Annotated in this window: 10 protein-coding genes; 7 read left to right on the top strand and 3 right to left on the bottom strand. The window is 52.3% G+C overall.

Features of this window, described 5'->3' with window-relative positions; translation table 11 throughout:
• Positions 1-86 precede the first annotated feature (86 nt).
• From NATSA_RS09515 to NATSA_RS09545, 7 genes are all read left to right on the top strand, one after another.
• Complete coding sequence (locus NATSA_RS09515; RefSeq protein ID WP_210512037.1) at positions 87-275, top strand: hypothetical protein; 189 nt, start codon at positions 87-89, stop codon at positions 273-275.
• A 1-nt stretch (position 276) separates the two neighbouring features.
• Positions 277-834, top strand: a complete 558-nt coding sequence (locus NATSA_RS09520; RefSeq protein ID WP_210512038.1) for a M23 family metallopeptidase — start codon at positions 277-279, stop codon at positions 832-834.
• Entirely contained in the window at positions 809-1552 is a 744-nt protein-coding gene (gene lepB, locus NATSA_RS09525) for a signal peptidase I (RefSeq protein WP_210512040.1), read from the top strand. The genes NATSA_RS09520 and lepB overlap by 26 nt, the downstream gene beginning before the upstream one ends.
• A gap of 292 nt (positions 1553-1844) precedes the next feature.
• Positions 1845-5078 (top strand): efflux RND transporter permease subunit, encoded by a 3234-nt coding sequence (locus NATSA_RS09530; RefSeq protein ID WP_210512042.1) that lies wholly within the window; start codon positions 1845-1847, stop codon positions 5076-5078.
• 86 nt (positions 5079-5164) lie between these two features.
• A complete protein-coding gene (locus tag NATSA_RS09535) occupies positions 5165-6274 on the top strand; it encodes an efflux RND transporter periplasmic adaptor subunit (RefSeq protein WP_210512043.1) in 1110 nt (369 codons plus the stop codon).
• A gap of 30 nt (positions 6275-6304) precedes the next feature.
• Positions 6305-9523 (top strand): efflux RND transporter permease subunit, encoded by a 3219-nt coding sequence (locus NATSA_RS09540; RefSeq protein WP_210512045.1) that lies wholly within the window; start codon positions 6305-6307, stop codon positions 9521-9523.
• Positions 9524-9816: 293 nt separating this feature from the next.
• The gene (locus tag NATSA_RS09545) at positions 9817-10650 is read left to right on the top strand and encodes a hypothetical protein (protein WP_210512047.1); all 834 of its coding nucleotides are present in this window, start codon (positions 9817-9819) and stop codon (positions 10648-10650) included.
• Here the strand turns inward: NATSA_RS09545 and NATSA_RS09550 are convergent.
• Genes NATSA_RS09550 through NATSA_RS09560 form a run of 3 tightly spaced genes read right to left on the bottom strand, consistent with a single transcriptional unit; the run spans position 10636 to position 14572 of the window.
• Positions 10636-11769, bottom strand: coding sequence for a phosphotransferase enzyme family protein (locus NATSA_RS09550; RefSeq protein WP_210512049.1), 1134 nt, complete (start codon positions 11767-11769; stop codon positions 10636-10638). The genes NATSA_RS09545 and NATSA_RS09550 overlap by 15 nt on opposite strands.
• 15 nt (positions 11770-11784) lie before the next feature.
• Positions 11785-12690 carry a nucleotidyltransferase family protein gene (locus NATSA_RS09555; RefSeq protein WP_210512050.1) on the bottom strand — a complete coding sequence of 302 codons (906 nt, stop codon included), beginning with the start codon at positions 12688-12690 and terminating at the stop codon, positions 11785-11787.
• A 40-nt stretch (positions 12691-12730) separates the two neighbouring features.
• Positions 12731-14572, bottom strand: a complete 1842-nt coding sequence (locus NATSA_RS09560) for a sodium:solute symporter family protein (protein ID WP_210512052.1) — start codon at positions 14570-14572, stop codon at positions 12731-12733.
• Positions 14573-14678: the final 106 nt, after the last annotated feature.

Consider the following 14678-nt stretch of genomic DNA (forward strand, 5'->3'; position numbering starts at 1 on the left):
TTTCAATGCCAAAGTGAAACTGTTTCGTGCCATTCAACGTGGTGTGACAGATACCGAATTCTTTCTGTTCCGCCTTTCCAAACTATATGCTTGATTCAACTTTCTCCCCAACAATTGCAATTGACCCGGAAAAAGCCGGTGAACAGGAAAATGCCGTACAACTTGCTTCACAAATCATCCGGATGGAAGAAAAAGTACCGACGACAGCGGCAAGGGAAATCAAGGAAGAAATGTCTGATTTTATTAATAATTCACAGCCAGAGGCAAGCCAATGAGATGATAAAAAAATATGGTAAAAATACAGTGTTATACTTATCAGTTTTTTTGCTGATCTCTTATGTTTTCATTCCTGCGGAGTGGATTATTATATACAGAAATCTTTCGGCAAATAATTATGCATCAGATATTATCATCCCGGTTTCTGATCTGGTGAAAGAAAATATTGAAAATACCTGGGGAGCGCCAAGACAGGGAGACAGAACCCATCAAGGTATTGATCTTTTCGCATCGAGAGGCACAACTGTTGTTAGTGCTATCGATGGTGTAATTTTGATTTCCGGACGCAACACTCTGGGTGGAAATATAGTCAGGATACTGGGAGATGATCGGCGGATTTATTACTATGCCCATCTTCAATCCTATCTTGATTTTGAAAGAGGCCAGCCTGTTTCACAAGGCCAAACTATCGGCTTTGTTGGCAATACCGGTAATGCCGTTTCAACACCTCCGCATCTTCATTTTGAAATCATGGTAATATCCAGGCTATTTCCGCTGCGAACGAAAAATATCAATCCTTATCCCGAACTACTTGAAGCATTTTCCCAACTACCTTGACCTAACTTGGCATTACGGAATAAAAACGCTTTACTGGTTTTGTTATATTTTAACGATTTACCTTTTAGCTTGGGTTTTAAAAAGTGTTGTTTTCTCTGTGTATACCGTGCCGACAGTTTCCATGCACCCAACAATAAAAGCCGGGGATTTTTTAGTTGTCTCCAAAATGTCTTACCGAATCCGCACACCGGAATTTTATCCGCTGACCAATATTCCTTTTCCTTATTATTCGATTAAAGGGCCTTTTTCAGTCAAACGAGATGATGTTGTAGTATTTAAATCCCCTTTAAGCCCGGCTCACCACCCATCTTTTAAAATGACTCTCGTTAAACGCTGTATTGGTTTGCCCGGCGACACCTTATGGTTGTTTCAGAACCGGATTTACACAAAACATAAAATAAACCTGCCAGTCACCGACGAACAGAAGAAGAAAATAATCGTCCCCCAAAAAAACATGACGGTTAAAATCGATTCTTCAAATATCGATAAATGGCTGCCTATGATCAAAAGAGATGGTGCAAGAGTTAACGAAGAGTCATTCAGCAAAGAAATAAAATCATATACCTTCAGACAAAATTTTTATTTTATGAGCGGTGATAATCCTGGTTTAAGCGCTGATAGCCGGACATGGGGTTCGATTCCGGAAGAATATTTAATCGGTCGGGCAAGAATTATAGCCTGGTCGGTAAATCGAAAAAAGATCGGAAGCAGGTTATAATGATGAAAGACGAAATTTTGAGAACTGAGAACTGAGCTGAATCAAGGCTCTTCCAGAAGTCACCTATTTGAAATTGAAAAGACTTTTTTCTACTTCAGACACAGCATGGTGGGGAAGTATCAGAATTATGGACAAAACCCGGTAGTTTCCCAAAACCCTGTGAGTTTCATGATTATATTTTGTAATCTGGTACAGCAAGTAAAGCCCGATTTTCTATCTATACTACAGGAATCAAATTTGACATATGTCCATCCGGGATAATCTTTGCCAACTGTGATATCATAGCGAAAAATTGCTCCTTAAACGCCCTATAACCGCCATTATGCTCGTCCTGGCGACGTTTATCTTCGGATATATCGCCTTGCAGGAGCTTTCAGTGGATTTACTTCCGGATGTGGACGTACCTTCGCTCATGGTCCGCACCGAGTGGCCGGGGGCTTCGGCAAGTGAGGTGGAGACGCGTATCAATGAGCAGCTGGAAGCGGCGCTGGGTACGTTGCCCGGACTCCGGCGGTCCCAAAGCTTCGCCCGGCAGGGAATCGGCTTTGTCTCCCTTGAGTTTGAGTGGGGACACAATATGGATCTGGCGTTTCTCAATGCCCGCGAACGGCTCGATCAGGTCCGGTTCAGCCTCCCGCAGCAGGCCGAACGCCCGCAGCTGGTCTACTCCGATCCCGGTGATGAACCGGTGGCCATCCTCGGGATTCAGCTGCGCGATAACCCCGACCCCGGCTACGATGAGCGGCTGGAGCTTAAACAGTGGGCCGATCGCGTGCTCACGCGCCGGCTCGAGCAGGAGCACGGCATCGCCCAGGCTGTCGTCGTCGGTGCCGTCACCCCCGAGGTGCACATCCGGTATCAGCCCCACCTGGCGGATCGCTACGACCTCTCCACCGCCGAAATCCAGGCACGGGTCCGCGAGGCCAACGAGTTTTCTCCATCCGGGGAGCTGCGCGACGGCTGGTACCGCTACTCGCTGAAAATCGAAAGCCGTATCACCTCGGTCGAACAGCTCCGCCGCCTGCCGCTCAAGACCATCGGCGGAGAGCGTATCCTGCGGCTGCAAGATGTCGCGGAGGTTCACATGGATGAGCGCGATCCGGTCTCATTTTCCATGGTGGATGGCCGCCCGGTCCTTTCCGTCCTGGTGAAAAAGGATTTCGACAGTAACCTCGTGCAGGTGTTCCATCTGATGACCCCGGTCCTCGATGAGTTGCGCGAGCAATTTCCCGGCATCTCCATCGACGTGCTCAGCGAAAACGCCACCTTCATCGAAGCCTCGATCAACAATCTGCTCCAGACCCTGCTGCTCGGCGGCATCCTCGCCTTTTTTGTGCTCTTTTTCTTCCTGAACGACCCGCGCAGTCCGCTCACCATCGGCATCGCCATCCCCGTTAGCATCATGCTGACCTTTTTTGTGATGTACCTGTCCGGGATTCAGCTCAACATCATCTCGCTGAGCGGACTCACCCTCGGCATCGGGTTGCTGGTCGACAACGCCATCGTGGTGCTGGAAAATATCAACCGTCACCGGAAATCCGGACTCCCGCTCTTCGATGCGGCCGGCAAAGGCACCCGCGAGATCGCCTTGGCGGTGACCGCATCCACCCTGACCACCATCTCCGTCTTTCTGCCGCTGGTCTTCCTCGGCGGATTCGAGGGCGCGTTTTTCCGGGACCAGGCCCTGACACTCTCCATCGCGCTGCTATCCTCGCTGCTGGTGGCGCTGCTGATTCTGCCGGTGCTGGTGCTTCAGGTTCAGAAGCGCAGAAAGCACAAAAGGATCGCGGATGCCGAATCCGGCCGCCGGCCCCATCCCCCCGAAACAACACCCGCGGACCTCCCCGAAGACCGGAGCACGATATTCACCCGCGCAATGGACCGCACCCAGGCCCGCTACGAAAAGCTGCTGCTCGCCAGTATCCGCCGGCCGGTGCTTGTCATCGCGCTTTTCCTGCTCGCGATGGCCCTCGCAGTAGTCGCTTTTCTCTATGTGCCGAAAGAGCTTATCCCGCAAGGGGAGGAGCAGCGGCTGCGCTACCGGGTCACCATGCCCGGCAATACCGCGCTTCGCAGCACTGAGGAGGCGGCGCGCACGTTCACCGCATCCATCCATAATGCTGCGGGGTTGAATCCTTATACAGGCGCGACGAACCCGGATGATGGGGGGACGAGTCCGGCGGTGGGGCCCATCCTGACGCTCGGCGGCTACACCGACGACACCAACATCGCCCGGCTGGCGGATGAGGGACTCAACCGCTTTGTCATCGAAATTCCGCTGAACGATCCTCGCGCGGCCGGACGCATCCGCTCCCAAATCGAAACCCTCCGGCAGAACCAGCCGCACTGGCGCATCGAGGAGCTGGAGGCGCTGCCGCTCTTCGAAAATGTGCTCGGACGCCAGGCCGCCCCGGTAGTAGTCCACGTGGCCGGGCAAGATCGTCGAGCAGGGGCCGCCGGAGCCGAGCGTCTGCGCGGGATGCTGTCCGAGCGCAATCCGGACTGGCAGCTCGACCTGCAGCACACCGAAGAGGTAGAGACCTGGCACCTGCATTTTCGTCCGGACCGCCTGCTGCGCTACGGCATCACCGAGCCGGAGGTGATCTCGTTTCTTGAATCCGCCGCCCGCGGCGCGATGATCACCGAGTGGATGCAGGAGGATGAAAACATCGATATCAGGCTCTATCAGCAGGTCAGCGCCCACTTCGATCCCGCCGAAATGCGCCTGCCCAGCCGCGGCCGCATGGTGCGCCTATCCGAGCTGGCGACCATCGAACATGTGGGCGAGCCGGAGCAGATTGAGCGTATCGACCAGACCCCGGTCATCAGTTACCTCAGCAACATCGGACTGGCATCGTGGTGGTGGCAGCGCGGCGATTTCCGCGAAGTGGTGGAGGCGTTCCGGATGGAGACCGGCGTGGATGTGCATCTCTCGGGCACCGCCATCCAGGTGGAGTCGCTGCTCCGCGATATGGCGCGTCTGCTGCTCATCAGCGTGATTCTGATCTACGTCATCCTCACCGTGCAGTACGAGAACATGAAATACCCGCTGATCATCATGCTCGGGGTGCCGTTCGCGTGGATCGGATCGCTGCTGGTGCTCTGGCCGGCCGGGCTCAGCCTCAACATCCTGTCGTTCATGGGGATTCTGGTGCTCACCGGGATCGCCGTCAACGACGCCATCCTCAAGGTCGATTTCATGCGGCGCTACTTCCAGGACACCGGCAACCTCGACGAGGCTGTGCATCTGGCGGGGCGGCACCGGTTTCGTCCGGTCGTGATGACCACGATGACCACGCTGCTCGGACTGCTGCCCATGATCATCCCGATCGGGGATGGATACGAATTCCGGCAGTCGCTGGCCCTTGCCCTGATGGGCGGGATGGTGACCAGCACGCTGCTCACGCTCTTCCTCGTGCCGATGGTTTTCCGGTGGATCGAACGCAAAAAGCAGGGGGATATCCGGGAGCTCAAAGGAAAAGTCAGCTGGACCGGAGATCTTGATGCCATGAGAAGAAATGACTGATGAACTTTGATGAATCTGCCATTTTATGAACATTCTATCTAATAAATCTGGCATGTGACTAAACTGCCACTTGAAATAGTAAAATAATGATTGCATTAGCCCATTTATCCGGCAGCCGTCCTTACACGGCACCACTACTCATCCTGAGCCTGGTTTTCGGCGGATTTGCCGCGGCCTGTTCCGATGATAACGGCGGGGAGGAGGCCGGGACCCGAAGCACCGAACGGGAGGAGGTCCGGCCGGTTGTCATCTTCGACCGTGCCGATGATCAGCCCCTGTATCATCACATCGAAACGCAGGGCACCGTGGAGCCGCTCCGCGAGATCAAACTGTACAACCGCCTGGCCGGGTTCATCGAATCCAACGTGATCCGGGACGGCAGGCGTGTTGCCGGGGGCGACACCATCCTCGCACTGGACGATCGCGAGTGGCAGATGGCGCTGGAGGATGCGCAAAACGCACTTGAAAAAGCCTCCTCCGAATATCAGATCGAGCGCAACCAGCGCCTGCGTGACGCTGGTTCGGAGGCGCTTCCGGATGAGATGGACCGGTTTCTGCGCAACGTGCACGGATATTCCGAAGCGATGGTTCAGGTCCGCCGGGCGGAGCTGGACCTCAGTTACACCTCCCTCGTGGCCCCGTTCGACGGACAGATCCACACAAGGGAGAATTTCACGCGCGGGCAATATCTGTCGGCCGGAACCGAGCTGGGCCGCCTGGTAGATCAGTCGCAGGTGCGCGTAAGGTTCGACATGCTGGAGAGCGAGCTGGCGGATGTCGACGAGGGCATGACGGTTGAGCTTGAGACCGGATTCGGCTACCGGGCTTCCGGTGTTGTGGAGGCGGTCTCGCCGGTTGTGGATGACGAAAGCAAGACCGGACAGGTGGTGGCGCTGTTCGACAATCCGGAAGGCCGCCTGCGCGGGGGGATGACGGTTGACGGGCGGGTGCTCATCGAATCGGTCGAGGGGCGCTCCCGGATACCGCGTGCCGCAAAGCTGACGCGCGACGATCGTCCGCTCGTCTTCCGGCTCAACGGCGATGAGGTCGAATGGATTTACATCGATCCCGTCGCGGTCACATCCGAATGGGTGGTGATCAACGATGAGGAAATTACCCCCGGAGACACCCTGGCTGTTGATCAGCATTTCGCCATCAGCCACATGCAGAAGGTGAATCCGAGATTCCGGTTTTGATAATTTGGATTACGTCACCGCTGAATTTCCATGAAAGAACTCTTCCGGCGAAAATACCTGATTTCGATGTTCTACCTTGCGGTGGTGGCCGTCGGAATTATGGTGTGGCAGCGGATTCCGGTGGAGATGTCGCCCGGCGTGCAGATGCCGAGCATCACGGTGAGCTACCAGTGGAGCCGGACCTCACCTGAGGTAGTCGAGCAGGAGATCACTCGCCGCGTGGAGCAGCAGGTTCGCCGGCTTCGGGATGTAGAGCGGGTGACATCGGTCAGCAACGAGGGACGCTCCTTTGTGACCGTCTATTTCCACAAACACGCCCCGGTCGAATTCCGCAGCGTGGAGCTGCAGGAGTATCTGCGCGTGCTGGAGGAGAGCCTGCCGCCGTCGGTGCAGCCCGGCAGGGTGAGTCACCGGGTTCCGGAGGAACTTCAGGAAATGCAGACCTTTCTGATTTACTCGATCAACAGCGGTGAGCGGGAGCCGAACGAGCTGCTGGAGTTCACCCGGCGCAACATCAAGCTGCCGATGCTCGGGATTCGCGGCGTCGCGGGGGTGGAGCTTGAAGGGGTGCGCGACCCCGCACTGCTGGTCGACTTCGACGTGCCGGCCGCCGAACGGCTGGGCATCAGCACCACCGATGTGATGCGGCAGGTCAATGAACGGCTTTCATGGCGGTCGGCCGGATACCGCGAACACGCCGGGATGCGGTACAGCCTGATGGTACCCCCGATGTTTGAAGGTACATCCGACATCACCGCCATGCCGGTCCGTCTTCCGGACAGCGAACGGCAGATTTCGCTGGGCGATATCGCCCGGGTGACGGTAGGCGATTATCCCGAGCGCACCGCCAGGCGTATCAACGGAAACCCGGCGCTCACCATCCGCTTCGAGCGCGAAACCGGCGTGGATGCACTTGATCTGGCCGAAACGGTGATGGCCCGGATGGATGAAATCGAAGCCGCGTTCCCGTCCGACATCCATCTGCAGATCGAACGCGACGCCACCGAGGACCTGCGCGAAGAGCTCGCCGCACTGGAACGCCAGGCGATGTTCAGCCTGCTTGCCGTGTTCCTCGTGCTGCTGCTGTTCATCCGAAAAGTCCGCGCCCCGCTGGTCATTCTCGGCAGCATCCTCTTTTCGCTGCTGCTTTCAGTGATCATGCTGCACATTCTGGGCTATACCATCAATGTAATTACGCTGGCCGGACTCACCATCGCCCTCGGGATGATCATCGACAACGCGGTGGTGGTGTTCGAGCACATCAATCCGCGGCTCCCGCTTGCCCGGCAGGCGCGCATTGAGCATGTCCGCCGCCATCTGCCCCATGTGCTGGTCCCGGTCATCGGCAGTACCCTCACCACCGTCGGCATCTTTGTCCCCCTGCTTTTTGCGATGGAGGAGGTGCGGATGTTCCTGATGCCGCTGGGCATGGCGCTCACGCTGACGCTGCTCGCCTCGGTGCTGATTTCGCTCACCTGGATACCTTACGCCCTGATCTGGCTTGTGCGGATGCCCGGTGCACAATCCCCATCCCCCCGCACGCTTTGGTCGAAACTTGCATCCCGCCTCCGGTTCTCTTTCCGGTCGCAGGACCCATCCCCCCGGAAAAAACGGGTCGGCCGGACCCGCATTCTGCTCGGATTCTTCACCTGGCGCCACAGGCTGCGCTGGCTGATTTATCCGGCCATGGTGCTGCTGATCGGCGTGCCGCTCTATCTCATCCCCGAGCCGGAGCGGGGCGATGATGAGGACGAGCCGGGGCGGTTGTATGAGTGGTCGCAGCTCTATTTTGATAACGAGGAAGTGATTAACCGCTATCTCGGGGGGATCGGATACCGGTTCCATCGCGGAGTCCGTTTCGGGGAAGGCTGGGCCGGGTGGCCGGAATATGATCATGTGATTGTCACAGTGCAGCCGCCGGTCGGTACCCCGTTTGAGGAGATCGACAAGATCATCCGGCAGTTTGAGGCGCTGACCGGATCGTTTGAGCATGCCGTCACCTATTACGAGTCGCAGGTCAACGAGCAGGGGGCGTTCGGACGGCTGGAAATCCATTTCAAGGAGGAGTACCTCGACCGGCCGGATCCGTTCCGTCTGTTCGGGCAGGCATCGTATCTGGCGGCGCGGACCGGCAATACGAGGATATCGGTTCGCGGCTTTGGGGAGTCATTCGGCACCGGATTCGGCGGAGGGCGGATGCAGCACCGGATCACGCTGACCGGCTACTCGTATGACCAGCTGGAGGCGTCGGCTGAGGAGCTTCGGCGGCGGCTGATGCGGCACCGGCGGGTGGAGGATGTGGATATCAATCAGTCAGAAAGGTTCTGGCGGGGTGATCTTTACCAGTATGTGCTGCGCCCAGACGACGACCGGATGACCAGGCGGGGGCTGGACCGTCCGGCGGTGCTGAACGCCGTGCAGCTGGATATCAACCGGGAGCATTCGCCGTATGGGCGGATCGAATTCGGCGGTACGCAGATGTACCTGATCGCCCGGAACCTCCGTGACCGCGAGTATGTGGAGGATTTTCTGCATGCACCCCGGCTGACAGGATCGACGGTGTTTACGCTGGCCGATATCGGGGAGCTGACACAGGAACGGACGTTGCCGCAGATCCGTCGGGAAGATCAGATGTACACCAGGGTGGTGGCGTTCGACTTTCTCGGTCCGCATCGGCTTGCACAATCCGTTGCCGAAGAGGTCGTCGGGACGTTCCCCGTACCTCCCGGAATGTCGGTCACGACCGGCCATCAGGGCTGGTTCGGGGAGGATGAGGACCGCAGCCTGCTGCTCATCTTCCTGATGGCCATGCTGAGCGTCTGGATGATCATCTCGGCGCTGCTGGAGCGGTGGCGCGACCCGCTGATCATCCTGCTGGCAATCCCGCTCGGCGGTATCGGAATCATGGCCGGATCGCTTTTCCATGAACTGCCATTTGACCGCAGCGCGATGGCCGGGGCGTTGCTGGTGATGGGCGTGGTGGTGAACAACGCCATCCTGCTGATGCACGGCAAGCAGAAGATGCGGCTGCTCGGGGTGCATGGCATACGGAGCTGGTTCAACGTCTACCGGGAGAAAATCCGACCGGTACTCATCACCTCCTGTACCACACTGGCCGGACTCCTGCCGCTCATGTTGCTGGAGGGGGACGGTTTCTGGCAAACCCTGGCCATAGTGGTGGGGTGGGGACTGGGAACGAGCACCGTTTTTCTGATCCTGCTGATGGGAATCTGGGAACGGAGGAAGTAGGTCGGGCATTACCGGACTTTTTTCTTGCGTGCAGGATCGCTAAATTGAATTGAAAGCTATGATTAAAGCTGAGGATGCTATGAAATGTCCATGACCGGGCTGGCGCCCGGACAAACAGGCGTATGATTAAATACGGTCATGGCATTTCACTTCGTGACCTTCGGTTCATCTGACCATATGAATCAAAAATTTTAAACAGATGAAATGCCCATGGCGGCTTACCGTCACACAGGAGCATGATTATAGCCAACATGGGTACTACATGTGACGTCAGAATCACAAATTATAAACACATGAAAAAACTGTCTGTACCATTAATTCTGCTGCTTGCGGTTGCCGGATGTAACATTTTTTCAAGCGACAGGGACGGCAGTGTGCCTTTTGTCAATTATCAGGAAGGGCAGACCTCGCTTTACGAAAGCAGGTCCTACTTCCGTCCGGCAGATTCCACAGAATATGAAAAGCTGTATACCGAATTAACCGAAACGGTTGTTACAAAAGCAGACGATCATCTTGAAATCGGGGATACGCTGCTGACCGACCTCATAAAAATGGAAATGACCCTGGAACAGGAAGTATCCGGTACCTTTCACGGCAGTGTCTGGTATCATTATGATGAGCTATTTTTTACCGAATATGTTTATTCCCGTCCGCCCTTGGGCTCACTGGCACAACCAAAAATCGCGGAATTAAGCAAAAAAATCCCACGGGCCAACATTTCACACCTGCTTGAAAAATTCAGTCCGGTGAGAATGATCACCGGAGATTTCCATCTTGAGGATAATGAGGACGAGGAGCTCTCGCTTCGGTCGGACCCCAGACGGGTACACCCTGTGAGGTTTCACATCGGGAGAAAATGGACTTCGTTCACCGATCCGTTCCTGAGTAAAAGCGAGATCACCGGTCAGAAAGTCATCGAAATTAACGATAACCAGTATGATACCTATGTGATTGAGACGACCAATTATCTCAATGGATCCGAATTTAACATGACCTCCTATTTTGAATCCAACGGCCTTGTCAAAAGGGTTGTCGTGCAGGAACAGGATATTAGAGATGAAGTCGGAGAGGTTATTGATGAAGGCGTTTTCCGCGGAGTCATTGAGCGCGTGTCATTTAGTGAATGAACTTCCTTTTTGGGTGACATTTGAATAATAGTTTTGAATCAGTTTCCGACATTCCGATTCCTCATGTAACAAGTGCTCTATGAAGCGAAACTGCGTCCTGCAGCGTCTAAGATTTTGCTCGGGGTCGTCGATGTGATAATACTGGTCACCATTAAGATAATCAGCCAGAAAACGGATCCCCATCAAATAGGCCATAAATGGGCCCGCCAAAGCTAAAATATCTGCCTCTTCAGGAGTCAGTATTTTTCGAGTACTCTCAAAAAAACCTGAAGTGATCGCCTCATAAACCGGAAAATTGATTTGAACTTGTTCCAGATCGGCTTCATCTTCCTGGGCTGTATTTGCCGCCGTACGGATAAGATCACCAAAATCGTAGAGTACCAGACCCGGCATAACAGTATCCAGGTCTATCACACATTTTGCTTTGTCATTCTGATCAAAAAGTATGTTGTTCAATTTGGTATCGTTATGGGTTACCCTTTCAGGCAATAACCCTTGTTGAACCAACCTGGGAACAACCACCATTCGCTTGATCTGATCGCGGGCAAATGTGATTTCCGGGTCGACCTTGTCTCTTCGTCCTGCCAGGTTCTGTTTCAATGCATCGGAGAGTTGTTCATATCGCCACTCCACTGAGTGGAAGTCAGGAATAACAATCTCTAACTCGTCATATGGAAAATCTTCCAGATCCGTAATAAATTGACCGAAGGCTTTCCCTGCTTCATAGGCCACTTTTTCGTTGGGCACTAAATCGTAACTGATGCCGGATTCTACTTTTAAATATAACCGCCAGTGTTCTCCACTGGAGTCAGTCAAGTAGCTATTACCCACACGGGTCGGAATTACTTTCAATACACGGTCATCGCAACAGTTTTTGTCCAAAGTAGTCGATTTTTCCCGGATATGATTTGTAACCTTTTGGATATTACTCATCATACCGTCCACCGATGAAAAAATCTTTTGATTTATCTTTTGAAGCACGTAATCGGGACGATGATCACCACTGGAACGGATTAACCATGTTTGATGAATATGTCCTGATCCGAAAGGTTCATAATCTTCTAGTGTTTCACCGGTTGCAAATTGATCAAAAATAGAGGGGATGCATGATTTATTCATGTGTATAAAGAATAATTACAGGTTACCCCAAAGATTGGATGGATATTCACCGGCATCTACTTTTTTTTGTACGGAAGTACGAACCCACTCAAGATCATCCCGATACGTGATTCCAAACCAGGGGGATTTACAGCGAAGTACTTTGACTTGTGCTTTTCTGCTTGCAATAATACGGTCGATCACGGTTGGAATATAGAATTCGGCTTTGGGATCGTTAATATTATTTTTCAGAAAAGCGCGAAACTGCTCATGAATATATGTAAATATGTAAGGAGTGAAGCCCCACATATTCATGGATACTATGGTATCTTTCGGCAGCTCCATCCGGTTATTTTCATATTTACCAATTATACGGCCGTTGCTTCGTATGATTTGGGTCAGCTCTGTTACCGACCGTAAATATCCGTCATTATCCACATCGCAAATTCCACGCGAGTTACTGCCATATTGTGATATTGTGTTGGACAACTGGTAACCGATCATGGCATATAAATGATCGGTTGCATCTGATATTAAAAATCTATGCATGGTATCATAAGCTTCCCTACCGTAAAAATCATCGGCATTGATAACGCAAAACGGAGCTTTGACTTCTTTACGTGCAGCTAAAAGTGCATGTGCTGTGCCCCATGGTTTTTGTCGAAGTGGCGTAGCAGGAAAGCCATCGGGTAAATCGGATGAATCTTGTAGTACACAAACTGTTTCAATGCGGTCTGCGAAACGACTGACAAAATTTTTACGGAAAGAATCCTCCATTTCCTTACGGATTATGAATATAACTTTGCCAAATCCAGCACGTATGGCATCATATAAGGAATAGTCTAGAATGGCCTCGCCAGAGGGGCCGACCGTTTCAGTCTGCTTCTGACTGCCATACCGTGATGCCAGACCAGCTGCTAATATGATCAGTTCAGGTTTCATAGAGTTTGTGTACTATCAATTATTGCTCAGTGCTTTGGATTTATTTCATGCGGAGCCTATTCCAGTAGCGGGTGAGCAATAATGCGGATAATATGGCAGTTATTGCCAGAAAAAGAGCTGGAAGCAAATTTCCGTACAGTAAATTACCAATTGTAAATAGCATGCTGTATATGGAAATCGTGCCCAGTATCATGCATAAAATGCCAGTGGGTACGTCCCATCGTAAATTTTCTTCTTTAGTTAGCTCTACATTATCAGCCTTGGCACGCTCCACGACATGTTTCCAACCAGGGCCGCCAGGTTTAATTTTTGTATAAAATTTTCTCAGAGTTTCCTCGTCGACAGGTTTGGTCAAAAAAGTGACGATAATCCAGGTCAGTGAAGTCAAGGTTACGGTGCCCAGCAGCTTGATCACATTCCAATAACTCATGGAAGTAACCAAACCAAACAGTTCAACATCACCGCTGTTATGTTGTACAAGGACGAAATTTTCTACTATGATGAACATCAAAGAAAACGTTCCGGCTGCAATCATAGCCGCAATCTCCGAAAAAGCATTAATTCGCCACCAGAACCAACGAAGAATGTAGATAAGTCCGGTTCCCGCACCGATCATCAAAATGTACTGAAAGGCTTGAAGAGCACTTTGCAATGTCAGTGCCAGAATAAGGGCAAAGAACATCAGACTAATAGTTGAAAATCTGCCAAAACGCACCTTTTGGCGTTCAGTAGCATCGGGATTGTAAAAGCGTGCGTAAAAGTCATTCACCAAATAAGATGAACCCCAGTTGATATGCGATGCTGTGGTCGACATATATGCAGCTATAAGTGATGCTACTACCAGACCCAGCAGGCCAGGGGGCAGAAATTCACGTAACATTGCAGGATAGGCAAAATCGTGCTGCATGTAGTGAGACGGAACATCAGGGTATTCCCTCGCCATCGAAGCAATATCGGGATAGACAATCAGGGACCCTAAGGCTACAATGATCCATGGCCATGGTCTTAAAGCATAATGGAAAAAGTTGAACATCAGTGTGGCACCTACAGCATGACGTTCGTTTTTAGCAGATAGCATGCGTTGGGCAATATATCCACCGCCGCCAGGTTCCGCACCCGGATACCATACAGACCACCATTGTACGGCAAGTGGTATTAAAAAAATGCTGACAAACAGTTCGGGTTGCGAAATACTTGGAACAAATGACAGGTTGTCTTGTACATTGGGATGTGTGAACAGATTGGTTAAGCCGCCAATTTCCGGAGATCTGACCACATAGACTGCAGCTACTACTGCTCCGAACAGTGCAAACGAAAACTGAAACAAGTCCGTCCAGAGTATAGATTTGAGACCACCAAGCCCGCTATAGAATACGACAATTATTGCGGCGACAATCAGGGCGGGAGCAGGTTGCAGTCCGAGCATCACCGCTGAAATCTTGATGAATGCCAGCGATACCGTAGCAAGCACCATTACATTAAAAAAGAAGCCCAGATACACCGCCCTGAATCCCCGGAGAAAAGCGGCCATTTTTCCGCTATAGCGCAATTCATAGAACTCAAGATCTGTCATTACTTGTGATCGGTTCCACAATTTGGCATATACAAAAACTGTGAGCATGCCTGTAAGCAGAAAAGCCCACCACTGCCAATTGGCTGCAACGCCACCAGTGCGAACCATGTCGGTTACCAGATTAGGAGTATCGGCTGAGAAAGTGGTTGCCACCATGGATACACCCAACAGCCACCATGGCATATTTCGCCCTGATAGGAAAAAGTTGGTGGTACTTTTACCGGCCTGATAAGAGGCCAAATAACCGATTGATACTAAAATAACAAAAAAAAGGACCAGTACTACCCAGTCAACGGTTTGAAAAATCATAGAGATTAATTGCCAATCTTAATTACTTTGAAACAAATCAAAATTGAAAAAAACAATTTTGGGCTTCAGTTTAATGGATTTATAATAAGACAGAATAACCAATTCG

The sequence above is a fragment of the Natronogracilivirga saccharolytica genome (assembly GCF_017921895.1).
In the GTDB taxonomy this organism is placed as follows: Bacteria; Bacteroidota; Rhodothermia; order Balneolales; family Natronogracilivirgulaceae; genus Natronogracilivirga; species Natronogracilivirga saccharolytica.

Bases quoted from the DNA above. Each gene is read 5' to 3' on its own strand.
- NATSA_RS09515 (WP_210512037.1), top strand. From the start codon at position 87: ATGCTTGATTCAACTTTCTCCCCAACAATTGCAATTGACCCGGAAAAA.
- NATSA_RS09520 (WP_210512038.1), top strand. From the start codon at position 277: ATGATAAAAAAATATGGTAAAAATACAGTGTTATACTTATCAGTTTTT.
- NATSA_RS09535 (WP_210512043.1), top strand. From the start codon at position 5,165: ATGATTGCATTAGCCCATTTATCCGGCAGCCGTCCTTACACGGCACCA.
- NATSA_RS09540 (WP_210512045.1), top strand. From the start codon at position 6,305: ATGAAAGAACTCTTCCGGCGAAAATACCTGATTTCGATGTTCTACCTT.
- NATSA_RS09545 (WP_210512047.1), top strand. From the start codon at position 9,817: ATGAAAAAACTGTCTGTACCATTAATTCTGCTGCTTGCGGTTGCCGGA.
- NATSA_RS09550 (WP_210512049.1), bottom strand. From the start codon at position 11,769: ATGAATAAATCATGCATCCCCTCTATTTTTGATCAATTTGCAACCGGT.
- NATSA_RS09555 (WP_210512050.1), bottom strand. From the start codon at position 12,690: ATGAAACCTGAACTGATCATATTAGCAGCTGGTCTGGCATCACGGTAT.
- NATSA_RS09560 (WP_210512052.1), bottom strand. From the start codon at position 14,572: ATGATTTTTCAAACCGTTGACTGGGTAGTACTGGTCCTTTTTTTTGTT.